Genomic DNA, 25,204 nt, shown 5'->3' on the forward strand with positions numbered 1-25,204 from the left:
CATGGCGCACTTTCTAGACCAGGCTAAAATCCACATCGCATCGGGTGCAGGCGGCGGCGGTGCCGTCTCCTTCCGGCGCGAAAAATATATCGAGTTTGGCGGCCCCGATGGCGGCGATGGCGGCAAGGGCGGCGATGTGATCTTCGAAGCCGTGCCCGCGCTCAACACGCTGATCGATTTTCGCTACACGCAGCATTTCAAGGCGCCGCGCGGCAAGGGCGGCGCCGGGCGCAACCAGACGGGTGCCGGCGGCAAGGATCTTGTCATCAAGGTGCCGGTGGGCACGCAGATCCTTGCCGACGATGACGATCGTTCGCTCATCGCGGATCTTACCAAGGAAGGCCAGCGCATCACGCTTCTGCGCGGCGGCGATGGTGGTCGCGGCAACGCAAGCTACAAGTCGTCCACCAACCGCGCTCCGCGCCAGCACCAGCCGGGCTGGCCGGGCGAGGAGATGGCCGTGTGGCTGCGCCTCAAACTGCTCGCCGATGTCGGGCTGGTGGGTCTGCCCAATGCGGGCAAATCGACCTTCCTCAACGCAGTGACCAACGCCAAGGCCAAGGTCGGTGCCTACGCCTTCACCACCATCCATCCCAAGCTGGGGATGGTCGAACATAAGCGCCGCAGCTTTGTCATGGCCGATATCCCGGGACTGATCGAAGGCGCCGCCGACGGCGCGGGCATCGGCGATCGTTTTCTCGGCCATGTCGAGCGCTGCAAGGTGCTGCTGCACCTTATTGACGGCGATCTCGACGATGCGGTCGAGGCTTACCGCACCGTGCGCGGCGAACTGGAAGAATATGGTCACGGGCTGACGGAAAAGCGCGAGATCATTGTGCTCAGCCGCGCCGACATCGTACCCGACGAAATACTTCAAGACAGCGCCGACAAGATCGAAGCCGAAACCGGCCAACGCCCGATGATCGCGTCGGCGGCATCGAAGGAAGGGCTCGACGCGGTGCTCGACAAGCTCATCGAAATTTTGCCCGAAAAGCAGACGGCGGACCCCGAAAGCGAACATGAGGAAAAACCTTGGTCACCGGTTTGAGGATCGCCGTCACCGGCGCGACGGGCTTTGTCGGTGGCCGCTTGCTTGAAGTTGCCAAGGGGCGTCACCTCACCTGCCTGACCCGCCGCGCGCAAGACCCGCGCGATGGCGTGACCTGGGTTCGCGGCGATCTTGCGAACACGCAGGCGCTCGAGGAGTTATGTGCCGGCGCCGACGCGGTGATCCACATTGCAGGTGTCATCAACGGCGATGCCGCGGCCTTCGAGGTAGGCAATGTGACGGGCACGGCGCAGCTTCTGGAAGCCGCCGCAAAACAGGGCGTCAAACGCTTCGTCCACGTCTCCAGCCTCGCCGCGCGTGAACCGGACGTGTCGCTCTACGGCGCGAGCAAGCGCACGTCCGAAGCGCTGGTGCTCGATAGCGGCATCGATGCCGTCATCGTTCGCCCGCCCGCCGTCTACGGTCCTGGTGACCGCGAAACGCTCGAACTTTTCAAGATGGCCAAGCGCGGGTTTGTCGTCCTGCCGCCGCCGGGCCGGCTGTCGCTCATCCATGCCGACGATCTTGCCGAACTGCTGCTCAAGCTTGCCGAAGGCGGGCCGTCGGGCACCATTCTCGAGCCCGATGACGGCACGCATAACGGTTTCTCGCACAAGCAATTTGCCGATGCGCTGGGCCGCGCCGTCGGCAGGAACCCGCGCAGTTTTTCGATGAGCCCTGGCCTCGTGCGCATGGGTGCGAAGCTCGACGGCCTGTTTCGTGGCCGCCAGGCCAAGCTTACCGCCGACCGCGCCGCCTATTTCTGCCATCCCGACTGGGTCGTGCGTGAAGACCGCCGCCCTTCGCCAAGCTTCTGGCAGCCGCGGATCAGCGCCGAGAAGGGCCTGGCCGACACCGCGGCCTGGTATCGGGAAAAAGCTTGGCTTTAGGGCGGATTTGGCCCTTATTGCGCCGTATTCGATTGCCAAAGCGCACGCCAACCAACCTATCGGGGAACCTATGAGCGACCGTGACACCGTAAAGACGAGCGTTTTCAAGCTGATCGACCAGTTCAACAAGAAGGGCGTCGACGTCACCGAACAGACGCGCTTTGCGCAGGATCTCGAGTGGGACAGCCTCACCGTGCTCGATTTCGTCGCGGAGGTCGAAGACGAGTTCGACATCCTCATCACGATGAACCAGCAGGCGGAAATCGAGAAGGTCGGCCAGCTTGTCGACGCGGTCACCGAGATGACGAACAAGTGAGCGACCTCCTTTCCAAGTTTGATCCGATCATCGCCCAGCATAAGGGGCTGATCGACAGCGGCCTGACCGACCCGTTCGGGCTGGTGATGGAAGAGGTATTGTCGCCGACCGTGGCCATCTGCAACGGGCGCGAGACCATCCTGCTGGGCACCTATAATTACATGGGCATGACCTTCGATCCCGACGTGATCGCGGCGGGCAAGAAGGCGCTCGACGACTTTGGCTCGGGCACGACGGGCAGCCGGGTGCTGAACGGGACCTATTCGCTGCACAAGGACTGCGAAGCGGCGCTCAAGGAATTTTTCGACATGTCGGGGGCGATGGTCTTTTCGACCGGCTACCTCGCCAATACCGGCATCATCTCGACGATCGCGGGCAAGGACGATTACATCATCCTCGACATGGATAGCCACGCGTCGATCTACGATGGCTGCGCGATGGGCAACGCCAACGTCGTCCCCTTCCGCCACAACGATATCGAGGCGCTGGAGAAGCGGCTGAAACGCCTGCCCGAAGATGCCGGCAAACTGGTCATCCTCGAGGGCGTCTATTCGATGCTTGGCGATACCGCGCCGCTCGACAAGATGGTCCCGCTTGCCAAGGAATATGGCGCGATGGTGCTGGTCGACGAAGCGCACTCGATGGGCTTCATCGGCGAAAACGGGCGCGGCGTCGCCGAAGCGCAGGGCGTGATTGACGATGTCGACTTTATCATCGGCACCTTTTCAAAATCGGTGGGCACGGTCGGCGGCTATTGCGTATCCAACCACCCCAAGTTCGAGATCCTGCGCCTTGCCAGCCGCAGTTACATCTTCACCGCGTCGCTGCCGCCCAGCGTGATGGCGACCGCGGCCACCTCGATCCGCAAGATCATGAGCGCGAAGGACAAGCGCGATCATCTGTGGGAAAATTCGACGCGCCTTCACAACGGCCTTACGAAGCTGGGCTTCGAACTCGGGACCAAGGAACCGGAGAGCGCGATCATATCGGTCATCATGCCCGATCTGGAGCGCGGCGCGGCGATGTGGGACGCACTCTTGAAAGAGGGCCTCTACGTCAATCTGGCGCGTCCGCCGGCGACGCCTGCAGGCATGACACTCTTGCGCTGTTCGCTATGCGCCGAGCATTCATCCGAGCAGGTAACCGAAATCCTCGGCATGTTCGAGCGCGCGGGCCGCGCAACAGGTTGTATCGATTGACTCTTTTCCTGAGTCGCCAAGGCGATTAGAAGGGTGGGAGCATGACGGACGGGGATCAGACCGCCTTCGATTGGCGCCGCGGCGTGGCGGCGTTCGTTGCGCTGTTCGCAACGCTCATGCTCCTGTTCATGATCTGGATGGTCTCGGCCTCCAACGAAGCACGTGAAGCCGCGCAAGCACGCGAACGCCATGCCTATGACGTGACGCTGCTGACGCGAACGCTCGATGCCAGCATCTCCAACGCCGAAGCAGCGCTGGGTCGCTATGTCCTCGATGAAGATCGCTTCACCGGCAGCATCTATTATTCCGAATGGCGACTGGCCGAACAGCAGCTCAATGAATTGGAGCGCCTGGTCGCCAACGATCCCGAACAGCGCGAACGGGTCGAGCGGCTGCGCGTCAATTTCGATGAGCGCCACGCGGAACTGTCGGCTGCTGCGCGCGCTGCAACTGCCGGGCAAGGCAGCGGCGGCATCAGCCTTTTTTATCAGGCCGGCGACAGTGCCTCGATTACGGCGATCGCCACGATCCTTCGCGAAATTGCGCGCGCTGAGCGCAGCGCACTCACGGCGTCGATCGAGCAGACCAGCTTATTCTCCGCGCGCGCTGGCAAGCTGACCGACTATCTGGGGTATCTCGGTGCGCTGGTGGCGGCCATCGCGCTAGCCATGGGTGTTTTTGCACTCCGTACATTCAACCAGTATCTGGCCAGCCGCCGCGAGATCGAAGTGGAGTCCGAGCGCGCCGACGCGCTCGAAGCCGCCGTTGCCGAACGGACAGCAGAACTGCAGACGGCCAACGAGGCGCTCAAGGCCGAAGCCGAAGAACGCGCCGCCGCCGAAGCTCAGCTGCGCCAGGTCCAGAAGATGGAGGCGGTCGGCCAGCTTACCGGCGGGATCGCGCACGATTTCAACAACATGCTCGCCGTAGTCGTCGGCGGGCTCGATCTCGCGCGACGGCGCATTGACGGTCCGCGCCGCGAACTGCTGACGCACCTCAACAACAGCATGGAAGGCGCCAACCGCGCCGCCACGCTGACCCGCAGGCTATTGTCCTTCTCACGCCACGAACCCCTCCACCCCGAACGGGTCGAGAGCGATGAACTGGTCCAGTCGATGCGCGAACTGCTCGATCGCACGCTGGGCGAACGTATCTCGATCAATCTGGATCTCGATACCGAGGCGTGGCCGATCTTCGTCGACGCCCACCAGCTGGAAAACGCCATCCTGAACCTCGCGGTCAACGCGCGCGATGCGATGGACGGCAAAGGCGAACTCACCATCCGCACAGACAATGTCACGCTGTCGGACAACGAGATCGGCGACATCCAGGCGGGCGATTATCTCAAACTGTCGGTCATCGACGATGGGTGCGGGATGTCCGAAGAGGTGCGCACGCGCGCCTTCGAACCCTTCTTCACCACCAAGGAAGTCGGCAAGGGCACCGGTCTTGGCCTGTCTCAGATCTTCGGCTTCGCGCACCAGTCGGGCGGCGAAGTCGGTATTGAAAGCGAAGTCGGCAAGGGCACCAGCGTGGCGCTCTATCTGCCGCGTACGACGATCGAGGCCGGGAAGGTCACGTTGCATCCCGCCGCCAAGCCCGCAGCGCCGCACGAGGTGATGGCGCCGGCCGATGCGCGCATCCTGATCGTCGAGGATGATGAGCGCGTTCGCGCGGCCACGCTGGGTGCGCTCGAAGACCTGGGCTACGCGCCGGAAAGCGTCGATTCCGGCGCTGCCGCTCTCGAGATCTTCAAGCCGGGCGCCTTCGATCTTGTCATTTCGGATGTCATCATGCCCGAGATGACCGGCCCCGAACTCGTCAGAGAACTGCGCGCACGCCAGGACAATATCGCAGTGCTTTTCGTCACCGGCTATGTCGGCGATGGCGATTCCGACGAGCTTGCGGGTTACGAACTGCTGCGCAAACCCTTCACGGTCAGCGCCCTGGCCAGCGCCGTGGCAAGCGCGCTCGGCAATGTGGAGATTGGCGGCCCCAGCGCCGCCGCTCGCTAGACCGGGTTCTTGACTGGCCCGATCGATAGCCCGCGCAGGTAAAGCAGCCTGATCCCGATGCGCTTGGTACGGTTACCCACGGTAAAGGCAGCCTTGCTGTGGCGCGGCTTGCGCTCAAGCAGCGTGACTCGCGCATTGTTCGAAAAGGCACCGCCATCGACGCGGGTGAGTTCATAATCGCGATTGACGTCGTGCTGCAGTCCAAAAGCGTAGGTACCGGGCCCCGGGACTTTCACGCACACATCGACCGGACCCGATTGGGGGATCGGATACATGTGCACCTTGTGGATTTTCTTGCCGCCAACGAGCCAGTTGTCCGGATTGCCGTCATAAAGATCGAGGCGGAGTTCACCCTCGCGCGTCTTGAAACCCGACACGCGTACCAGGATTGCCGCTTTTCCGCCGTCGCAATGGCCGACATCGCCGATCTGCGTTACTACGGCGGCCGTTGTGGCAGCCGCCGGAGTAGCGTGTCCGGCAAGCGCCAGACCGCCCAATGCGAGGGCGCCCGATACGGCTAACGACAAGGGTGGCGATAGAATATGCACTGGATCCGTCTTGTTTTGCTACCAAATAAGCCCGACTTGCCCTGTTTCAAGGCGTGCATGGGCTTCACATTGCCGCGCAATGGGGCCAAATCATGGTCAAACGCCCATTAAAGCCGGACAAATGAACCTAAGCCTTATCGATCGTTACATGGTCCGATCCATCACCTTGCCGCTCATTGGTACGCTAGTGATCGCCGCGATGTTGCTCACGCTCGACAAGATGTTGCGCCTGTTCGATTTCGTGGTGGCGACCGGCGGACCGGTCAGCGTGGTCTGGCGAATGCTCGCCAACCTGCTCCCGGAATATGCCGCGCTGGCCATCCCGCTTGGGCTCATGCTCGGCATCCTGCTGGCGTTTCGCAAACTCGCTTTGTCGTCCGAACTCGATGCGCTGCGCGGTATCGGCGTGGGCTACGGTCGCATGCTCAAGGTGCCATACATGTTTGCGGTCGGCCTTCTGGTGGTGAACCTTGGCATCGTCAGCTTTCTCGAGCCTTATTCACGCTACAATTATGAAGGCCTGCGCTTCGACCTGCGCTCGGGGGCGCTCGGTGCTGCAATCGATGTCGGCGAATATAACAAGCTGGGCGACGGCATCACGCTGCGTATCGAGGAAAGCGAGGACGAAGGGACGGTACTCAAGGGCATCTTCGTTTCAATGGAAGAAGATAACGGTCGCCGCATCGCTGCCAGCGCGACGCAGGGCCAGTTTCTCGCGACTGACGATCCTTCGACCATCCTGTTTCGCCTCCAGGACGGACGCCTCATCCATGACGAGCCAGATTTCGCGACGCCGCGCACGCTCGCCTTCGATACGTACGATTTGCCGATTGCGCTGCCCGAAACATCGTCTTTCCGCGAGCGTGGACGCGGTGACATCATCAAGGAACTTACGCTGCCCGAGGTCGCCGCCATCGCCTATGGCGGCAAGGCCAGCAGCCGCGAAGAAAATCTTGCCGCGCGCGCCAACCTCCACTTCCGGCTGGTCGAGGTCTTTATGATGTTGATGCTACCGCTGCTCGCCGTGGCGCTGGCAGTACCGCCCAAGCGCTCGTCCTCGTCGCTCGGCATCTTCGTGGCCATCGTGATCGTGGTGACCTATCACAAGATCAACCAGTATGCCGAAGCCGCAGGCGCGCAAGGTCGGCTCAATCCGGAGGTCGCGCTCTACACCCCGCTGCTCGGTATGTTGGCGCTCATCTGCTGGATGTACCATGTCATCGCCCACCGGCCCGGCGGCCAGCCGATCGGTGCATTGGAAGCGGCTTTCGCCAAGTTCGGCAAGCTGATCAAAAGGGTCATCCCTGATCCGCGGGCCCGTGCTCTTGCAAAACGACGCGAAGCAGAAGAAGCCCCGGCTGAATGATCAACCTCGACTTCCTGCCCTCGCGCCAGATCACGCTGTACATGGCAAAGCTGTTCATCACGCGCACCTTCGCCGTGCTGATTGCGCTGGTCATGGTGCTGATGATGCTCGACCTGCTGGGCGAAAGCGGCAAAATCCTTGCTGTCGAGGGCAATACAGATGCGGACCTGTGGCGCTACGTGCGGTTGCGCCTCCCGCTGCTGATCTCCCAATTCCTGCCCTTCGCTGCGTTGCTCGGCACCTTGATCGCCTTCACCGCGCTCAACCAGAATAGCGAGGTCATTTCGATGAAGGCGGCAGGCCTGTCCGCCCACCAGATCCTGGCACCGCTGATCCTCACGGCCGCCATCGTTGCGGTCGGACTGTTCGTATTCAATGAAACGGTGAAGGTGAACAGCGCGCGCGTGGTGACCGCCTGGCAGGACAACGACTACAAACCCGTCCCCCCCGAAAGCGGCATCATGAGCAACGTCTGGATCCGTTCGCAGGGCGGCCAGGTCCATGCCCGTCTAGCCGCCGGCACCGGCGAAGATTTCCGCCTGCAGGACGTGTCGATCTATCGCCTCGAAGACCGCGTTCTGAAATCCGTGGCCCGGGTCGATACGGTCCGCCCAATCCCCGGCGAGGACCGATGGGCGTTCGAGGGGATCGAAACCTACGATGCCGAGATGAACATGGTGCGCGAAGGGGCCACGGGAACGGGGCTCGCCGGGGTTACGCCGAGCCAGTTCAAGCTGGCTACGGTCAACCCGGACAGCACCGACATCATCACCCTTTCCGAGGACATCGAGGCGCTCGAGGCCGCGGGGCGCCCCACCGAAGCGGCGCGTGCCGGGTGGTGGCACAAGATCACCGCGCCGCTGTCGACGCTGCTAATGCCGCTACTGGCGTCGGTGGCCGCCTTCGGGCTGGCGCGTTCTGGTCAAGTGTTGCTGCGCGCCACGATCGGCATGGCGCTGGGCTTTGCCTATTTTGTCGCCGACAATTTCAGCCTCGCGATGGGCACGGCAGGCGTCTACCCGCCCTGGCTCGCCGCATGGGGGCCGGTGCTCCTGTTCTTCCTGATCGGTGAGAGCGTCCTTGTCAGGACCGAAGAGTGAGCACCAAGCCTTGCCGGGGGCAAGGCGACTGCGAACCTTAAGCGCGCTTGCCGGTCGTAGCCGACGCGAGGTGCGATACCAGCGTCCACAGCCCGCGCCGCGACGTGCGATGATACAGGCTGCTATCCTCGAGCTCCGCCACCAGGCGGCGATGCGCTTCGCCAAGATTGTGATAGGGCACGCCCGGCAGCAGGTGATGCAGCGCGTGATAGCGCAGTCCCACCGGCGCCCACAGCGCCGGCAGTAGGCCCGGCGGCGGCACATTGACGCTGTCGAGATACTGGGCGGTAACGCTCATCGGCTCCTGCGTGTCGTTTTCCCAGAAATGCGCGACCATGGTGCGCAGCTGGTTGAGACCCATCAGGCCGCAGGCCACGCCCATGAAGATCGCGAAGGCGCCGAGCGGCAGAACGCCGCCAACCAGCGCCGCGATCAGGATCCACGACCACGCGAATGCCGCCACTTCCTGATAGGTAAACTGGCGCGCCGCGTCGCCGACAGGGCGTTCGCGGCGAAATTCGGGATTAATCTGCAGGCCAGAATAACGACCGACCACTTCATCGCGCACGCGCTTCGAAACGAAGCTGATGGGTGCCAGGATCGCAAAACGGAAGAACAAAAGGAACGGTGCCAGCGTGCCGCCGATCATGAAGATCGGGAGCGACCACGGCTTCATCGATGCGAGCGGCAAATACTCCGGATCGTCCTTGGTGCCATACTTGGTCTTGGCATGGTGCTGATTGTGCACGCCTTCATACATGAAGCTCGGCGCGAACAGCGGCACGCCCACCAGCGCGTTCCACACGAGACGGAAATACGGAAGGTCGCCCTTCTTGATATGGCTGATCTCATGAATGAAGCTGCCGGCACGATACAACGCAAGCACCGCGAGGAGCCCCGCGCCGATGCGCAGCCCCGTTCCTTCGCCAAACATCGCGAACGCAAGCGCGGCATAGCCGAGCAGCGCGCTTCCCAGCATATCGAGCCAGAAGATTGTCGGGTTGGGCGTGTTGAGGCCGCGCGTTAGCTGCGCGGCGGCCTTGAGCAACGCCTTGTCATCGCCGCTGCGCATGGCGCGGCGGACGTTCGTGTCTTCGGTGCGGGCGTCGCGTGCGACCCCGCCTGGATAGGTCGTTTCGTTCATGAATCTTGTCCTGGGTGCGCCATCTGGCGACAGATCATGGCACCATCAAGGCAAAGCCGCCTGTTTCTTTCGTGAAATCATGACATTGCGCACCTTAATCGCGGATGACATCGGCGACCGGCTCGGCTAGCCCTTTTCCATGTCCACCACGCTCACGATACGGCCCGTGGAAACCGGTGCCGACAAGAAGAAGTTCGTCGACGTCGTCTGGTCGATCTATGCCGACGATCCTTACTGGGTGCCGCCGCTCAAATCCGAGGTGCACGGGCTTCTCAACGAGAAGAAGAACCCGTGGTTCGAACATGGCCGCCTCCAGCTTTTCCTTGCCGAACGCGGCGACGAGGTCGTCGGGCGGATCAGCGCCCATGTCGATGACCTCTGGCTCGAACGCTATCCGGGATGCGGGCTGTGGGGCCTGTTCGAAGCCAAGGATGCGGAAGCCGCAGCAGCGCTGATCGAGACTGCAGAGCAATGGCTGCGCAAGCAGGGAATGGCGCGCGCGATGGGACCGATCAGCCTGTCTATCTGGGACGAGCCGGGCCTGCTCGTCGATGGCTTCGAAGAAAAGCCGATGATCATGATGGGCCACCATCGCCCCGAATATCAGGGCTGGGTCACGGCGGCTGGATATGAGGGAGTGAAAAATCTCCACACGTTCGGGCTCGATATTCGCATCGACATGATCCCCGTGATCGACAAGCTCATCGAGCTGGGCGAGCGTAATGACCGCATCCGCATCCGCGACGTCGACAAGTCGAAGTTCGACGAGGAGGCCGCGATCATTCTCGACATTCTCAATGACGCGTGGAGCGAGAATTGGGGCTATGTCCCGCTGACCGATGCGGAGATCGCCTATGCCGGCAAAACGCTCAAACCGATCATCGTCGAGGACCTCGTCAAGATAGCCGAAGTCGACGGCAAGCCGGCCGCCTTCATGATCACCATCCCCGACATCAACGAGCTGATTGAGGATCTCGACGGCAAGTTATTCCCCTTCGGCTGGGCCAAGCTGCTGTGGCGTTTGCGCAAGCCATATACGCGGCGCGTGCGCGTGCCCTTGATGGGGGTGCGCAAAGAGCATCAGAGAGGCCGCCTCGCCAGCCAGCTCGCCTTCATGCTAATCGAATACACCCGGCGCGTCTGCGTCGACAAATACGGCATTCATTTCGGCGAATTCGGCTGGGTGCTCGAAGACAATAAAGGGATGATGTCGATCGCCGAGCTGCCGGGTTCGGGCATCAACCACACCTACCGGATCTTCGAAAAACCGCTCTGACAGGGCGGTTCGTCGCCGCGTCCGCAACACACTGCCGATCTTGAAGGTTGTCGTGGCGAAGGAGTTTATCGCCATGTCAGAAATCGTCGAGCCGATGATCCATGAAGACCGCTTGCCTGGTGAAGAAAGCAAGCTTTCGCCCCAGCCCGAGTGGGAACCGCGATATCCCGGATCGGGCCGGTTGCAGGACAAGGTCGCCATCGTCACCGGCGGTGACAGCGGTATAGGCCGCGCCACGGCAGTCCTGTTTGCCCGAGAAGGGGCGAAGGTCGCAATCGTCTACCTCTGTGAGCATGAGGATGCCGAGAAGACCGTCGCGGCATGCAAGGACGAGGGGGCAGAAGCCATCGCGATCGCTGCCGACCTCGGCTACCCGAAGATGTGTGACCGGGTGATCGCCGAGGTCACCGAGAAGTTCGGCGGGATTGATGTGCTGGTCAACAATGCCGGCGAACAGCATCCCGATGACGACATTCGCGATATTACGGAAGAACAGCTCAAGCGCACTTTCCAGAGCAACATCTTTTCGATGTTCTATCTTACCCAAGCGGCGCGTTCCCATCTCAGAAAGGGCGCAGCTATCATAAACTGCACGTCGGTTACGATGTACAAGGGGTCGGCCAATCTGCTCGACTATAGCGCCACCAAGGGCGCAATTACCGCGTTCACGCGGTCACTGTCCCAAAACCTCGTCGGTGAGGGTATCCGGGTGAACGCGGTGGCTCCGGGACCGATCTGGACGCCGCTCAACCCGTTCGGTGGCCAGCCGCCCGAAGATATTCCCGATTTCGGCAAAGACACGCCGATGGGACGACCGGGCCAGCCCAACGAAGTTGCACCGGCTTTCCTGTTCCTTGCATGCGACGATTCCAGCTACATGACCGGACAAGTGCTTCACCCCAATGGAGGCTACGTCGTAGGCGGCTAGGCTTCGGTGAGAGTGGCCCAGACAGGGGCGTGATCGCTCGCCTTTTCCTCGCCGCGCGCCCATTTGTGCACGCCCGCGCCCGCAAGCCGGTCGGCGGCCTGCGGCGAACACAGGAAATGGTCGATGCGAAAGCCATGGTTCTGCGGCCACGCTCCGCGCTGGTAATCCCAGAATGTCCACAGCTTTTCTTTATCGGGCAACGCCGCGCGCAGGGCATCGGTCCAGCCCTGGTAGACGATCGCGCGCAGCGCAGCGCGGCTTTCGGGCTGCATCAGCGCATCGTGAACCATGGCCTTCACGCTATAGGTGTCGCGATCTTCCGGGATGACATTATAGTCACCGGCGAGCACTACCGGGCGTTCTTCCTTCAGCAGCGCTTCTGCATGGTCTGCCAGCCGCGCCATCCATTCGATCTTCTTGTCGAATTTCTCGGTGCCGATGGGATTGCCGTTGGGTAGGTAGATCGACGCGACAATGAGGTCGCCAAGCTCGGCCTCGATATAGCGGCTCTGATCAGGAAGCGGATCGCCCGGAAGACCGGTGCGACGAAGCTTGGCTTCGTCCTTCGACAGGATCGCGACCCCGTTGAAGCCCTTCTGCCCATGCCAAAGCGCGTGATAGCCCGCCTTTTCGACATCGCCGGTGGGCAATCCGTCCACTTCGCCCTTCAGTTCCTGAAGGCAGACGATATCGGGCTTTTCCTTGTCGAGATATTCGATGAGCCGCGGCAACCGCGCGCGAAGACCGTTGATGTTATAGCTGACGATCCGCATCGATCAGATCGAAAAGCTCGAACCGCACCCGCAGCCTGCTGCTGCATTGGGGTTGGTCACCTGGAAGCTGGCGCCGCCGAGATTTTCGACATAGTCGACCGCCGAACCGCGCACCAGGTCGATGCTTACCGGGTCGACGACCAGCGTGACGCCGCTTTCCTCGGTGCTGATATCGTCATCCTCGACCGCACCGAGCTCGAACTTGTAGGTGAAACCAGAACAGCCGCCGCCTTCGACCGACAGGCGCAGCACGGCGGGCTCGCCTTGCTTGGCGGCGATCGCAGCGACCCGCTTGGCCGCGTTTTCGGTGAGAATGATGTCAGTCACGTGGAGCGAGATAAGGTCGCCCCAGCCTTGCCGCAAGCCTTACTGGCCGTCGCCGCCGCCCAGAGCGATTTCGTGCATCGACAGATTGTCTTCCATCGCCAGGAGGTAATCGGTCGACTTCATGAAGGGCAGCGGATTGACCGGCTTGCCGTCGATGCGGACTTCATAGTGGAGGTGGCTACCGGTCGAACGGCCGGTCGAGCCCATCTTGCCGATCTGCTGGCCGCGGCGAACCGTATCACCGGCCGCAACCTGGATTTTCGAAAGGTGAGCGTAACGCGTCACGATGCCATTGCCATGGTCGACTTCGATCAGGTTGCCGTAGCCGCCGCGATTATATCCGGCGCGCAGTACCTTGCCGTCGGCCGTCGTCAGGATCGGCGTACCACTCGGGCCGGCAAGATCGATACCGGCATGCATGGCGCGGCGCTTCTTGAAGGGATCGGTACGGGTGCCGAAGCTCGACGTCAGCGCCGAACCCTTCACCGGCATGTCCGACGGCACGGCGATCGTGCCTTCTTGCAGGTGGTCGAGCTTCTTCCAGCTCGTGAACAGCTGGCGGAACGTCTCGTCACCTTCCTCGGACGCCTCGAACGGGCCACCGATGGCTTCGGGAAGATCATAGGCTACGCCCATTTCTTCGAGTTCGGCCATGCGACGCTCGATCTTCTCGTCGAGCAGGTTCTTGGCGAGCACCGCCAGGACGCGCTGCTTTTCCGCGATCTGGGCGTGCGTTTCGCTGTCATGCAGCTGATACGAAAGCACCGCCGTTTCGGCGGTGGCAAGACGGGCAGCGCTGTAGCCGGACCAGGCCGTAAGAAAGACGACCACGAAAAGCGCCATAAGCTGGACGAGCGCCGGGCAATAGATACGACGCACCTTCTCCCCGTCGCGGATGTAAATCTCGCGATCGCGAATGATACCGTTGAAAAATCCCGTTCCCGCCATGTTCAGACCCGCTCCTGTCCGGTCGATGCGTCACCGACCCGCTCTTGAATTTCAAATTCGTTGGCGATCCCCACCCCAACGCAAAGACAGCTCCGTAAATGCCCTAACGGCCGCTGCGAGAATGAAGGTCTGCCGATAAGGTTAAGAAAATCAAACCGGATATGGCAGGGACGAGACGAGTTGCGGCGACAAAGCGATGAAATGAGAAATTTCTTAAATCAGATTAACACTTTAATGGAACTCGGTAAGGTCGCCCCTTAACAATGCGAATATTTAACGGGGCGCTCGACCTTTTCTGTCTGTCATCCGTTGTGCGGCTGACCTATCAAGCTTGCGGGCCACGCCGTCCCAACGCGGTGCGCCTCTCTGCAAGGGGAGAATGACATGACAGAGAAACCACAAACGCGCCCTGCGCGACCCTATTTTTCATCCGGACCGTGCGCCAAACCGCCGGGCTGGGATCCTTCCAAACTCGATCTTTCGGGCCTCGGCCGGACGCATCGCAGCGCGCACAACAAGGCGCGGCTGGCGCATTGCATCGCGCTGATGCGCGACGTGCTCGAACTTCCCGATACGCACCGTATCGGCATCGTTCCGGGCTCCGACACCGGCGCCTTCGAAATGGCCATGTGGAACCTGCTGGGCAAACGCGGTGTCGTCGTCGCGGGCTGGGAAAGCTTCGGCAAGGACTGGGTCTACGACATCCTCAACGAACTGAAGATCGATGCCCACGCCATGAAAGCCGATTATGGCAAGCTTCCCAATCTCAAGAAGATCGGCTGGCACAACGATGTCGTCTTCACCTGGAACGGCACCACCAGCGGCGTGCGCGTTCCGGGCGGCGACTGGATTCCCAATCGCCGCGAAGGCCTTTCGATGGCCGACAGCACCAGCGCGCTTTTCGCCGAGCGCGTGCCGTGGGAAAAGATCGATGTCGCCACCTTCTCGTGGCAGAAGGTGCTGGGCGGCGAAGCGGCGCACGGCGTGCTCATCCTAGGCCCCCGCGCCGTCGAGCGGCTCGAAAGCTACGATCCGCCTTGGCCGCTCCCCAAATTGTTCCGTCTCAAGAAGGGCGGCAAGATCAACGAGGGCATCTTTACCGGTGCGACCATCAACACGCCGTCGATGCTGTGCGTCGAAGATGCGATCCACAGCCTCGAATGGGCGCAATCGATCGGCGGCCTCGACGGCCTGATCAAACGAGCGGAAGAAAATGTCGCCGCAGTAGACCAGCTGGTGGCCGAGCGCGACTGGCTCCACCACCTCGTCGAGCAGCCCGAACTGCGATCGAAGACCGGCATCTGCCTGACTTGCGACGGTGCCGATCGCGAGCGCATCTCTGCGATGGTCAAGCTGATCGATGGCGAGGGTGCCGGCCATGACTTTGGTGCGTACCGCGACGCCCCGCCGGGACTGCGAATCTGGTGCGGCGCCACGGTCAATCCCGAAGATATCTTAGCCCTCGGCCCCTGGCTCGACTGGGCATGGAGTGAAACGCAATGAAAGTCCTGATTTCGGACAAGATGGACCCGCGCGCCGCGCAGATTTTCCGCGAACGCGGGATCGAGGTCGACGAGAAGCCGGGGCTGTCGCCCGACGAACTCAAGGCGATCATCGGGCAGTATGACGGGCTTGCGGTTCGCTCGGCGACCAAGCCGAACGCAGAACTGCTCGATGCCGCAACGAACCTGAAGGTCATCGGTCGCGCCGGGATCGGCGTCGACAATATCGATATCGCCGCCGCGACCGCGCGCGGTATCGTCGTCATGAACACGCCATTCGGCAATTCGATCACGACCGCCGAACATGCCATCGCGATGATGTTCGCGCTGGCCCGGCAGCTGCCAGCCGCCGACGCCTCCACGCAGGCGGGCAAATGGGAAAAATCCAAGTTCATGGGCGTCGAACTGACCGGCAAGACGCTGGGGCTGATCGGCGCCGGCAATATCGGCTCGATCGTCGCCGCGCGCGCGCTGGGCCTCAAGATGAAGGTCATCGCCTACGATCCCTTCCTGACCGCCGAACGCGCGCTCGAACTCGGCATCGAGAAGGTCGATCTCGACACGCTGCTGGGACGCGCCGACTTCATCACGCTCCACACGCCGCTGACCGACCAGACCCGCGGCATCCTCGATGCCGAGGCGCTGGCCAAGACCAAGAAGGGCGTGCGCATCATCAACTGCGCGCGCGGCGGCCTGATCGATGAAGCGGCGCTCAAGGACGCGCTCGATAGCGGCCAGGTAGCCGGCGCTGCATTGGACGTGTTCGAGACCGAACCGGCGACCGAAAGCCCGCTGTTCGGCACGCCCGGCTTCGTCTCGACCCCGCATCTCGGCGCCTCGACCACCGAGGCGCAGGTCAATGTCGCGATCCAGGTCGCCGAACAGATTTCGGACTATCTCCTGACCGGTGCGATCACCAACGCGATCAATTCGCCCAGCCTTACGGCCGAAGAGGCCCCGCGCGTCAAACCCTATATGGGATTGGCGGAAAACCTCGGCAAACTGGCCGGGCAGGTGCTTGGCGAGGAGATCGAACGCATCGCGGTCGAGGTCGAAGGCGACGCGGCCGAACTCAACATCAAGCCCATCACGGGCGCCGTCCTTGCAGGGCTGATGGGGAGCTATTCGGACAGCGTGAACATGGTCAATGCCCCGGTACTTGCCAAGGATCGCGGGCTCGACGTGCGTGAAATCCGGCACAGCCACGAAGGCGATTATCACACGCTGGTGCGGGTCACTTGCGATACGCCCAAGGGAAAGCGCACGGTCGCGGGAACGCTCTTTGGTAACGACAATCCACGTCTCGTCCACCTGTTCGACGTCGGCGTCGAGGCCGAACTCAACGGCCCGATGCTCTATATCGTGAACACCGACGCACCGGGGTTCATCGGCGCGCTCGGCACCGTGCTGGGGCAAGCGCAGATCAATATTGCGACCTTCAACCTCGGTCGCCGCAAGATTGGCGGCGCGGCGGTCGCGTTGATCGCGATCGACAGCGAGCCCGATGCCGAGACGGTCAAGAAGCTGGCCGCGCTCGACGGCGTGCGACAGGTCGTGCCGCTGCGCTTCTGACGCAAGCATCCGATATTTGTCATCGCCCTCGATTAGGCGTAGCCAGAAGACTGCGGCACCGCGTGTCGCAGTCTTTGGATGCATCAACCAATAGGGGGTAGCTTGATGACCGTCGAACTTACCTATCTTTCCTGGGCAGCGCTGCTGACCGCGCTGCTTTGGATGCCCTACATCGTGGGCCTGTTGCGTAATTCCGAAAACATGGCATCGGGTTATGTCGATCCGACGCCTCCCGCCAACCTTCCTGCCTGGGTGAAACGCGCCAACCGAACGCACATCAATTCGGTCGAAACGCTGACGCCGTTCGCGGTCTTCGTGCTGGTCCTGCACGTCACCGACCAGCACAACAGCATGACGGCGATGTGGGCGATGGTCTTCTTCTGGGCGCGCGTTGCCCACGCGATCGTCTACTGGCTCGCCATCCCTTACGTTCGCACGCTGGCGTTCCTAGTAGCGCTGGTCGCGACGCTCGGGCTTTTCTGGGAAGTCATCACCTAGTCTTAGCTAGGCAAGACATCACCAAGCCGCACCGCACGCCCCTCAGCAGAAGTTGGCGGGGTCGGGTCCCAAACGGCCGTCCGGATCGTCCAGGGCGCCGATCCGCTCCATCTGCTCGTCGCTGAGCGACAGCTGCTCGGCCCGCATGTTCGCAGCAATGTGCTCGCGGCTAGACGCTTTGGGGATCGCCGACAGGCCCGATTGCAGGTGCCACGCGAGAATGACGGCTGAGCGGGGCGCACCGAGCGCCGCGGCAATCTCGCCGATGACGTCGTGGTCGAGCAGGTCGCCGCGGCCCAACGGTGACCAGCTTTGCGTGACGATCTCCATGTCGTCATGCACCTGCCGCAGTTCGCGCTGCTGGAAGGCAGGATGACATTCGACCTGGTTGACTGCCGGCACAACATCGGTCGCGGTCACAATCTTCTCCAGGTCCTGCGGCCTGAAGTTGCTGACGCCGATGGACTTGGCATGGCCCGCATCGCGCAAGTCTATCAGCGCCTTCCAGGTGTCGACCGTTCGGCCCCTGTCCGGGCACGGCCAGTGGATCAGCAGCAGGTCGACGCTGGCACGCCCCAACCTGCCCAGGCTCGCCGCCGTTGCAACTTTGGCCTGCTCGAACCCCTGATCGCTATTCCACACCTTCGTCGTCAGAAAGACATCGTCGCGCCCGGCGAGCGCTTCGCCGACGCCGCGTTCATTGCCGTAGATCGAGGCGGTATCGACCAGCGCATAGCCTTCCTCCAGCGCGATCCCCACGGTTTCAGCCGCGTCGGCATCGTCGATCTTGTAGGTCCCGAACCCCAACCGCGGCATATCGCGGCCGTCGTTCAACGTCAGGCATCTCGATGTGAACATAGAACGCACTCCTCAGCCACTTACGCAATGGGCGCGCGCACCGGTTCCCCCCGCGCAAGTATGCCATCCTCTAGTCGCAGAAGGGATCGTCGCGTCGATCCGCTCTACTCGGCGCACAACCAGTAGACGAATGGGAGACGATCGCCCATGGGCCAAGCATGAAATACACTCTTCTGCAGCTCGTCTGCGTTCTCGTGGCGGCATTGATTCCATCGGCAGCGGCAGTTGCGCAATTCGACGACACTTTCGTGCAGGCGCCGCCTTCGCGGGAAGATTTTTTCGATCCGCTGGATGCACCCGTACGCGCCGACAAGGCCTACGATGTGACCATTATCTACTTCTTCGACTATGCCTGCCCAGCGTGCCGCGCCCACTCACGCGATGTGAGCCGGGTCTTCGACAGCGATCGCAAGCTGCGTGTCATCTACCGCGATACGCCAATCTTCGGTCCGCGGTCACACGACGCCGCGCGCCACGCGATAGCCTCGCGCTACCAAGGGCGGCACGAGGCGTTCCATCGTGCGCTGATGGCGCAGAAACTACCGCTTGATGATGCCGCCATCCGGGCTGCCGCCGATCGAGCGGGCGTGGACTGGGAACGGCTGCAGGCCGATCTCGGTCGGCACGGCACGGCGATCGACCGGCAGATCGCGCGCAACGACTTGCTGTCGAGAACTGCAGGCATTTCCGGCACGCCCGCCTTCATCATCGGCAACAGCCTTACCGACGGTGCGCTCGACGAAGCGGCCTTGCGCGTCAAAATCGCGGATACGCGTGCCAGCCAGCCCAAAGACACATTGCCGCGCACTGCTGATGCCAAGCCCGAGGACGCCGGTGCACCTGAGAAGTCGGCCCCTGATGAAGACCGCGCCGCCGCGAGCCCGGACGAAAAGACCGCCGCGGATCCCGAGCAGCAGGAAGCAACTGATCAACGGGCTAATACCGACCCGACTTTGGCAGCCCCCGAAGGCCCCGAGAGCGCCGAGCCGATGTTCGAGCAATCTACGCCCTCGCCCCAACAAGCCGAAGGTACTGCGGATCGTACGATTTGGTATTATGCGGGCGGCGGGCTGGCGCTCGCTTTCCTCGGGATTGCGCTGGTCGTTAGGCGCCGACGCAGGACGTCCGGATCGTAATCTTGCTTTGACCGCGCCGACCCGCCTGCTTACTAGCGGCCTACCACCAGATAAGGGACGAACATGGGCAACGTTACCGTCATCGGCGCGCAGTGGGGCGACGAAGGCAAGGGAAAGATCGTCGACTGGCTGGCGAGCCGCGCCGATATCGTCGCGCGCTTCCAGGGCGGCCACAACGCCGGCCACACGCTGGTCATCGACGGTAACGTCTACAAATTGTCGCTGCTGCCCAGCGGCGTCGTTCGCGGTACGCCCAGCGTCATCGGTAATGGCGTCGTGCTCGATCCGTGGGCGCTGAAGTCCGAAGTCGAGAAGCTCGAGGGCCAGGGCGTCAAGATCACGCCCGACGTGCTGTGGATCGCCGAGAACGCCGCGCTGATCCTGCCCATCCACCGCGATCTCGATGCGCTGCGCGAAGATGCCAGTGGCAAGGGAAAGATCGGCACCACTCGCCGCGGGATCGGCCCAGCCTATGAAGACAAGGTTGGCCGCCGCGCCATCCGCGTCTGCGATCTCGCCCATCTCGACGGCCTCGGCCCGCTGATCGACCGGCTTTGCGCGCATCACGATCATCTTCGCCGCGGTTTCGGCGAACCCGAGGTCGATCGCGACCGCCTGCTCAACGATCTCAAGGAAATCGCCGACTTCGTCACACCCTTTGCACGACCAGTATGGAAACTGCTCGACGAGAGCCGCCGCGAAGGCAAACGCATTCTGTTCGAAGGCGCGCAGGGCGTCCTGCTCGACGTCGATCACGGCACCTACCCCTTCGTCACCTCGTCCAACACGGTCGCCGGGGCGATCGGGCCTGGCAGCGGCATGGGGCCGGGCAGCGCGGGCTTCGTCCTCGGCATCGCCAAGGCCTACACCACCCGCGTCGGGTCGGGACCCTTTCCTACCGAACAGGACAATGAAGTCGGCCAGCGATTGGGCGAGCGCGGCCACGAATTCGGCACCGTCACCGGTCGCCAGCGTCGCTGCGGCTGGTTCGATGCGGTGCTGGTGCGCCAATCGGTCGCGGTGTCGGGCGTGAAGGGCATCGCGCTGACCAAGATCGACGTCATGGATGGCTTTGACACCGTGAAAATCTGTACCGGCTACAAGATCGACGGACAGGAATATGATTACCTGCCCGCCCACGCGTTCGACCAGGCGCGGGTCGAGCCGGTCTATGAGGAAATGCCGGGCTGGGACGGCAGCAGCGCGGGTGCCCGCAGCTGGGCCGAGCTTCCCGCGCGCGCCATCAAATATGTTCGCCGCATTGAAGAGCTGATCCGCTGCCCGGTCACGCTTCTGTCAACCAGTCCCGAGCGCGAAGATACCATCCTCGTCCAGGATCCCTTTGCCGAATGACGAGCCGCGAACAGACCGGCTTTATGCCCAAGGATCACGCGTCCGACGCGCATGTGACGTGGCGTGACCGGCTGACTTTGGCGCTGTTCGCCCCCATCACGGCGCCGTTCTTGCTCAAGTCGCTGCGCGGCGGGTCCAAGGCCGAGAAGGAACGCCTGCTAAGCCGCCTCGACCTTCCCGAAGACGCCCTCCCCAACCTTGGCAGCTGGAAGGCCGATACCGGTTTTCTCCACCTCATCGTCGACACGATCCTTGAGAAACAGCCGGCGCGGGTGGTCGAATTCGGCTGCGGAGCGTCTTCACTGGTCATGGCCAAGGCGCTTCAGAAGGCTGGCGGCGGACAGCTTACCAGCTTCGACCAGCATGAAGATTTCGTCGCCAAGACCCGTGAATGGCTTGGCGGCCACGGTTTGGCGGCCGACATAACGTACGCCCCGCTGACGCCCAGCCCGAACGGCTGGCCCGGTCTGTTCTACGACATTCCAGCGCTCGAACCCGGCATAGATCTAATCGTCGTCGATGGCCCCCCGTGGACCATCCACCCGATGACTCGCGGCGCTGCCGACCAGCTGTTCGACCGGCTTGCTCCCGGGGGTATGGTGTTGCTCGACGATGCCGCCCGTCCGGGCGAGCGCCTTGTCGCTCGCCGCTGGAAAAAGCGGCACCCCGATATCGATTTCACCTACTGGGGCGGCGGCGAAAAAGGCACGCTTATCGGGATCAAGGCTGGCTGAACCAGCGCCACGCGACCACGAGCAGCACCCCCCAAAGACCCAACATAATGGCAAGGCCGACCTTGCTCACGGGCTTTTCGGCCAAACTTTCGGCCTTTTTCCGCAGGCGCGCGAGGACCGGCGCGGGCACCAGGCGAAGCACCAGCCACACACCGGCCGGAACGATCAGCAGGTCATCCACCAGTCCCAACACGGGAATGAAGTCGGGGATCAGGTCGATCGGGCTGAAAGCGTAGGCTGCTGTCAGCCCCGCGACGATCTTGGCGGGGAGCAGCACCGCGGGATCGCGCGCAGCCAGCCATACGGTCAGCGCGTCGCGCTTGAGCCGTCTAGCCCAGCGCCGCAAACGCCCGCGCATGGGTGGCCTTTCCCGATGTCGTTGCCTTGAGTGCGGGATCGATAACTAGCGCCTGCCAATACTCGCCCGCATAGGGGCTGGCGAACGGGCGCGCCGCCGCCACCGAATAGTCAAAACGCGCATAATATTCGGGCTCTCCCAGGACGAAGATCGCCGCTTTCCCTTGCTCACGCGCGACGGCTTCGGCGCTCCTGACCAGCGCGCCGCCAATGCCGTGCCCCTGCCGTTCGGGCAGCACCGCCACTGGCGCTAGCGCCACCGCCTCGATCGGCTTGCCGTCCGCCTCGGCTTCCATCGGGGACAGGAGCACGTGGCCAACCACGCGCCCATCTTCTTCGGCTACGATGGAGGCGGCGACGTCGCCGTCGGCCTCGAGCATCTGCACGAGCCTGGCTTCGCCATCGCCTTTGAAGGCGGCTTTGAGAAGCTGCGCGATCTCGACTGCGTCATCAGGCCGCGCTTTGCGATAATGGGTCACTCGACCGTGATGTCGGGCGCGTCTTCCGCCTTCATGCCGACCACATGATAGCCCGCATCGACATGGTGCACTTCGCCCGTCACCCCCGATGACAGATCCGAGCAGAAATAGAGGCCCGCGCCCCCGACATCCTCGATCGTCACGTTGCGGCGCAGCGGCGCGTTATATTCGTTCCACTTCATGATGTAGCGGAAATCACCGATGCCCGACGCCGCGAGCGTCTTGATCGGCCCGGCGCTGATCGCGTTGACGCGAATGCCTTCGGGGCCAAGATCGGCGGCGAGATACTGAACGCTCGTCTCGAGCGCCGCCTTGGCTACGCCCATAACGTTGTAATGCGGGATGACCTTCTCGGCGCCGTAATAGGTGAGCGTCACGATCGAGCCGCCCGGCCCCATCATTTCGCACGCGCGCTTGGCAACCGCGACCAGCGAATAGGCCGAGATGTTCATGGTCATCAGAAAATTGTCGAGGCTGGTGTCGACATATTTGCCGCGCAGCTCGTTCTTGTCCGAAAAGCCGATGGCGTGGACGACGAAATCGAGGCTGTCCCAATGCTTCTTGAGCTCGTCGAACGCGGCGTCGATCTGGTCCATGTCGCCCACGTCGCATTCGATCAGCAGGTCGCTCCCCAGTTCGGCGGCCAGTGGCCCGACGCGCTTCTTGAGCGCTTCGCCCAGATAGCTGAAGGCGAGCTCCGCACCCTGCTCCGCCAATTTCTGGCTGATGCCCCATGCCAGCGACTTGTTGTTGGCCAGCCCCATGATGAGGCCGCGTTTGCCCGCCATGATGCCACTCATCGCGTATCTCCCTGTTCTTCATCTTCGCCCGGGTCCTCGACGATCAGTTCGCCTGCGTAAGGACCTTCGTAAGTTTCGCCCTTTAGCGCGGTATCGCCGCTATCCGCTAGGGCTGCGTTGAACTCGGCGCCAAACACCACGCCAAGCCCCACGACATAAAAGAAAATCAGCACCACCATGACGCCCGCCATCGATCCGTACGTGCGCCCGTAGCCACCGACCAGGCCGATGGCTTCGGGCAGGATCGCTGCGGTCAGCAGCCACCACAGCGTGATGAACACCGCGCCCGGCCACACGCGGCCTTTGCCGCGGCGATAGCGCAGCGGGGTCAATGCGTAGAAAATCGCATAGACGGTCAGGAAGAGCACGATCGACGGGATGATCTTGAACAGTCCGAGCGCCGCCGCAAAACCGCCCGACACCGACAAGTAATTGGAGATAAGGGCTTGCAAGCTGGTCAGCAGCACCGTCGCCGAAAAGGCAATGAACAGCAGGAACACCGCGCCGATGATCAACCCGATCGATGCCAGCCGATATTCCCAGAACGGCGCGCTCATCCGGATGCCGTAGGCACGGCGCAAGATGTCGCGGATCGTTTCGATGAAACTGCCTGCGGTCCACAGACCGACCAGCGCGCCGATCCATAGCAGCGCCCCCGATTTGCCGGTGGTGACCTCGAACAGCGGCTCGGCCAGCGTCTCGGCGACGTTGGGCGGCAGCTGCGACAGGATGGCGAAGATCGCTTCATCGCTGGCCCCGTCGCGGCCGATCAACTTGGCGACCGCCGTCGCCAGGATCAGGAAGGGGAACAGCGCCAGCAGCGAGATGTAGGCGAGGTTGCCGGCATGGATGAAGCCATCCGAATAGACGCCGTACACCGTGCGCTTGAGCACTTCCCAGGGCCGCTCGCTTTCGCGCAGCTTCTTGATGCGTTCGCGACCGAACTGCGCATGCAGACCCGCCAGCCGCTTGCGGCGCGCTTCGGGAGAGTGAGGCGACTGCTGCACGCTTGCCGCCTATACCCCGAGGCCGGACCGCACGTTATCGGGCGCGTCCCAGCCGGACACGAAATCTTGCAGCTTCTTGTCGCCCTTGGGGATCTCGATCATCAGCCGGACCAGCTGGTTGCCGCGCCCGCCGCCCTTCTTGGTGAAGCCCTTGCCGATCAGTCGCAAGGTCGTGCCGCTGGACGAACCCTTGGGGATCGTCATGGTCACCGCGCCGCCCACAGTCGGCACTTTGACTTTGGCGCCCAGCACCGCCTCCTTAAGCGTGATCGGCAGGTCGAGGCGGATATTGTCCCCATCGCGTTCGAAGAACTTGTGATCCTTGACCGTGATCGTGACGATCGCATCGCCGGCACCGCCGGGACCTTCCTGCCCCTGCCCCTTCAGGCGAATCTTGGTGCCGGTCTCCACGCCCGCGGGCAATTTCATGTCAATCGTCTTGCCGCCGCCCAGCTTGACGCGTTGCGGTTCCTGCAGCGCCGCATCGGTGAAAGGCACACTGAGGCGATAGGATATGTCCGCGCCCTTCCTTGGCGCGGACCGGCCGAAGCCGCCAAAGCCGCCCTGCGACTGTGACTGCGATTGGCGCTGGCGCCCGCCGCCGCCAAAGATACCTTCGAACAGGTCGGACAAGTCCGGGTCCATGCCGCCGGGATCGAAGCCTTGCGGACCGCGGCGCGCGCCGCCAGCGCTGGCGCCGCCGCCGAAGGGATTGCCGCCCCCGAAGCCGCCGCCAAAGGGAGACTTGGGATTGCCTTCTTCGTCAATCTCGCCGCGGTCGTAGCGCGCGCGCCTGTCCTTATCCGACAGGATGTCATAGGCCGCCGTGACCTTGCCGAAGCGCTCGGCGGCGTTGGGATTGTCCTTGTTGCGATCGGGATGCAGCTGTTTGGCCAGGCTGCGATACGCCTTCTTTATCTCGTCTTCGCTGGCCCCGCGCTTGAGGCCCAGTTGCTGATATAGGTCCATAACACGCCTCTAAACGGTATTGGCCGCAAAAGGCCAGTGGCTTGCGCCATTCTTCACTCAC

Annotated in this window: 26 protein-coding genes; 15 read left to right on the forward strand and 11 right to left on the reverse strand. The window is 62.6% G+C overall.

Features of this window, described 5'->3' with window-relative positions:
* Window position 1 precedes the first annotated feature (1 nt).
* The 5 genes from obgE to NUX07_RS10595 all read left to right on the forward strand — a co-directional run bounded on the left by obgE (window position 2) and on the right by NUX07_RS10595 (window position 5,468).
* Complete coding sequence (obgE, locus tag NUX07_RS10575; protein ID WP_265530538.1) at window positions 2-1,048, forward strand: GTPase ObgE; 1,047 nt, start codon at window positions 2-4, stop codon at window positions 1,046-1,048.
* Window positions 1,033-1,938, forward strand: coding sequence for an NAD-dependent epimerase/dehydratase family protein (locus NUX07_RS10580; RefSeq protein WP_265530539.1), 906 nt, complete (start codon window positions 1,033-1,035; stop codon window positions 1,936-1,938). The genes obgE and NUX07_RS10580 overlap by 16 nt, the downstream gene beginning before the upstream one ends.
* 70 nt (window positions 1,939-2,008) lie before the next feature.
* Window positions 2,009-2,254, forward strand: a complete 246-nt coding sequence (locus tag NUX07_RS10585) for an acyl carrier protein (protein WP_265530540.1) — start codon at window positions 2,009-2,011, stop codon at window positions 2,252-2,254.
* Window positions 2,251-3,453 carry a serine palmitoyltransferase gene (gene spt, locus NUX07_RS10590; protein WP_265530541.1) on the forward strand — a complete coding sequence of 401 codons (1,203 nt, stop codon included), beginning with the start codon at window positions 2,251-2,253 and terminating at the stop codon, window positions 3,451-3,453. The genes NUX07_RS10585 and spt overlap by 4 nt, the downstream gene beginning before the upstream one ends.
* Before the next feature lie 41 nt (window positions 3,454-3,494).
* Entirely contained in the window at window positions 3,495-5,468 is a 1,974-nt protein-coding gene (locus NUX07_RS10595) for a response regulator (RefSeq protein ID WP_265530542.1), read from the forward strand.
* Here the strand turns inward: NUX07_RS10595 and NUX07_RS10600 are convergent.
* Window positions 5,465-6,016: a DUF2141 domain-containing protein gene (locus tag NUX07_RS10600; protein WP_265530543.1), complete on the reverse strand. Its 552-nt coding sequence runs from the start codon at window positions 6,014-6,016 to the stop codon at window positions 5,465-5,467. The genes NUX07_RS10595 and NUX07_RS10600 overlap by 4 nt on opposite strands.
* Window positions 6,017-6,137: 121 nt before the next feature.
* On the opposite strand from NUX07_RS10600, the gene lptF reads away from it, so the two are divergent.
* Together lptF and lptG are read left to right on the forward strand one after the other, a co-directional pair.
* On the forward strand, window positions 6,138-7,382 hold the full coding sequence (gene lptF, locus NUX07_RS10605) for an LPS export ABC transporter permease LptF (protein WP_265530544.1): 1,245 nt from the start codon (window positions 6,138-6,140) through the stop codon (window positions 7,380-7,382).
* Complete coding sequence (lptG, locus tag NUX07_RS10610) at window positions 7,379-8,482, forward strand: LPS export ABC transporter permease LptG (RefSeq protein WP_265530545.1); 1,104 nt, start codon at window positions 7,379-7,381, stop codon at window positions 8,480-8,482. Before lptF ends, lptG begins: the two co-directional genes overlap by 4 nt.
* A gap of 37 nt (window positions 8,483-8,519) precedes the next feature.
* Here lptG and NUX07_RS10615 read toward each other — a convergent pair whose 3' ends face one another.
* The gene (locus NUX07_RS10615; protein WP_265530546.1) at window positions 8,520-9,626 is read right to left on the reverse strand and encodes a fatty acid desaturase family protein; all 1,107 of its coding nucleotides are present in this window, start codon (window positions 9,624-9,626) and stop codon (window positions 8,520-8,522) included.
* A 139-nt stretch (window positions 9,627-9,765) separates the two neighbouring features.
* Between NUX07_RS10615 and NUX07_RS10620 the strand changes: the two genes are divergently transcribed.
* Together NUX07_RS10620 and NUX07_RS10625 are read left to right on the forward strand one after the other, a co-directional pair.
* Window positions 9,766-10,902 carry an N-acetyltransferase gene (locus NUX07_RS10620; RefSeq protein WP_265530547.1) on the forward strand — a complete coding sequence of 379 codons (1,137 nt, stop codon included), beginning with the start codon at window positions 9,766-9,768 and terminating at the stop codon, window positions 10,900-10,902.
* Window positions 10,903-10,975: 73 nt separating this feature from the next.
* Window positions 10,976-11,830: an SDR family oxidoreductase gene (locus NUX07_RS10625; RefSeq protein ID WP_265530548.1), complete on the forward strand. Its 855-nt coding sequence runs from the start codon at window positions 10,976-10,978 to the stop codon at window positions 11,828-11,830.
* Here NUX07_RS10625 and xth read toward each other — a convergent pair.
* From xth to NUX07_RS10640, 3 genes are read right to left on the reverse strand one after another with little or no spacing between them, the layout of a single operon-like run.
* Window positions 11,827-12,603: an exodeoxyribonuclease III gene (gene xth, locus NUX07_RS10630; protein ID WP_265530549.1), complete on the reverse strand. Its 777-nt coding sequence runs from the start codon at window positions 12,601-12,603 to the stop codon at window positions 11,827-11,829. The genes NUX07_RS10625 and xth overlap by 4 nt on opposite strands.
* Window positions 12,604-12,606: 3 nt before the next feature.
* Window positions 12,607-12,930 (reverse strand): iron-sulfur cluster insertion protein ErpA, encoded by a 324-nt coding sequence (erpA, locus tag NUX07_RS10635; protein WP_265530550.1) that lies wholly within the window; start codon window positions 12,928-12,930, stop codon window positions 12,607-12,609.
* 39 nt (window positions 12,931-12,969) lie between these two features.
* Complete coding sequence (locus NUX07_RS10640; RefSeq protein ID WP_265530551.1) at window positions 12,970-13,878, reverse strand: M23 family metallopeptidase; 909 nt, start codon at window positions 13,876-13,878, stop codon at window positions 12,970-12,972.
* A 384-nt stretch (window positions 13,879-14,262) separates the two neighbouring features.
* On the opposite strand from NUX07_RS10640, the gene NUX07_RS10645 reads away from it, so the two are divergent.
* From NUX07_RS10645 to NUX07_RS10655, 3 genes are all read left to right on the forward strand, one after another.
* Entirely contained in the window at window positions 14,263-15,381 is a 1,119-nt protein-coding gene (locus NUX07_RS10645) for a phosphoserine transaminase (protein ID WP_265530552.1), read from the forward strand.
* Entirely contained in the window at window positions 15,378-16,952 is a 1,575-nt protein-coding gene (serA, locus tag NUX07_RS10650) for a phosphoglycerate dehydrogenase (RefSeq protein WP_265530553.1), read from the forward strand. Before NUX07_RS10645 ends, serA begins: the two co-directional genes overlap by 4 nt.
* A 105-nt stretch (window positions 16,953-17,057) precedes the next feature.
* Complete coding sequence (locus tag NUX07_RS10655; RefSeq protein WP_265530554.1) at window positions 17,058-17,450, forward strand: MAPEG family protein; 393 nt, start codon at window positions 17,058-17,060, stop codon at window positions 17,448-17,450.
* 42 nt (window positions 17,451-17,492) lie between these two features.
* Here NUX07_RS10655 and NUX07_RS10660 read toward each other — a convergent pair whose 3' ends face one another.
* Entirely contained in the window at window positions 17,493-18,308 is an 816-nt protein-coding gene (locus NUX07_RS10660) for an aldo/keto reductase (RefSeq protein WP_265530555.1), read from the reverse strand.
* A gap of 158 nt (window positions 18,309-18,466) precedes the next feature.
* On the opposite strand from NUX07_RS10660, the gene NUX07_RS10665 reads away from it, so the two are divergent.
* The 3 genes from NUX07_RS10665 to NUX07_RS10675 all read left to right on the forward strand — a co-directional run bounded on the left by NUX07_RS10665 (window position 18,467) and on the right by NUX07_RS10675 (window position 21,531).
* Window positions 18,467-19,444, forward strand: coding sequence for a DsbA family protein (locus NUX07_RS10665; protein WP_265530557.1), 978 nt, complete (start codon window positions 18,467-18,469; stop codon window positions 19,442-19,444).
* Between the two features lie 63 nt (window positions 19,445-19,507).
* On the forward strand, window positions 19,508-20,797 hold the full coding sequence (locus NUX07_RS10670; RefSeq protein WP_265530558.1) for an adenylosuccinate synthase: 1,290 nt from the start codon (window positions 19,508-19,510) through the stop codon (window positions 20,795-20,797).
* Window positions 20,794-21,531 carry an O-methyltransferase gene (locus tag NUX07_RS10675; protein WP_265530559.1) on the forward strand — a complete coding sequence of 246 codons (738 nt, stop codon included), beginning with the start codon at window positions 20,794-20,796 and terminating at the stop codon, window positions 21,529-21,531. The genes NUX07_RS10670 and NUX07_RS10675 overlap by 4 nt, the downstream gene beginning before the upstream one ends.
* Here the strand turns inward: NUX07_RS10675 and NUX07_RS10680 are convergent.
* Genes NUX07_RS10680 through NUX07_RS10700 form a run of 5 tightly spaced genes read right to left on the reverse strand, consistent with a single transcriptional unit; the run spans window position 21,518 to window position 25,143 of the window.
* On the reverse strand, window positions 21,518-21,889 hold the full coding sequence (locus NUX07_RS10680) for a YkvA family protein (RefSeq protein ID WP_265530560.1): 372 nt from the start codon (window positions 21,887-21,889) through the stop codon (window positions 21,518-21,520). The genes NUX07_RS10675 and NUX07_RS10680 overlap by 14 nt on opposite strands.
* Complete coding sequence (locus NUX07_RS10685; protein WP_265530561.1) at window positions 21,861-22,367, reverse strand: GNAT family N-acetyltransferase; 507 nt, start codon at window positions 22,365-22,367, stop codon at window positions 21,861-21,863. Before NUX07_RS10685 ends, NUX07_RS10680 begins: the two co-directional genes overlap by 29 nt.
* On the reverse strand, window positions 22,364-23,167 hold the full coding sequence (gene fabI, locus NUX07_RS10690) for an enoyl-ACP reductase FabI (RefSeq protein WP_265530562.1): 804 nt from the start codon (window positions 23,165-23,167) through the stop codon (window positions 22,364-22,366). Before fabI ends, NUX07_RS10685 begins: the two co-directional genes overlap by 4 nt.
* Window positions 23,164-24,174, reverse strand: coding sequence for a YihY/virulence factor BrkB family protein (locus NUX07_RS10695; protein ID WP_265530563.1), 1,011 nt, complete (start codon window positions 24,172-24,174; stop codon window positions 23,164-23,166). Before NUX07_RS10695 ends, fabI begins: the two co-directional genes overlap by 4 nt.
* Window positions 24,175-24,183: 9 nt before the next feature.
* Window positions 24,184-25,143 carry a DnaJ C-terminal domain-containing protein gene (locus tag NUX07_RS10700; RefSeq protein WP_265530564.1) on the reverse strand — a complete coding sequence of 320 codons (960 nt, stop codon included), beginning with the start codon at window positions 25,141-25,143 and terminating at the stop codon, window positions 24,184-24,186.
* Between the last annotated feature and the right edge of the window lie 61 nt (window positions 25,144-25,204).

It is taken from the genome of Sphingomicrobium marinum, assembly GCF_026157105.1.
In the GTDB taxonomy this organism is placed as follows: domain Bacteria; phylum Pseudomonadota; class Alphaproteobacteria; order Sphingomonadales; family Sphingomonadaceae; genus Sphingomicrobium; species Sphingomicrobium marinum.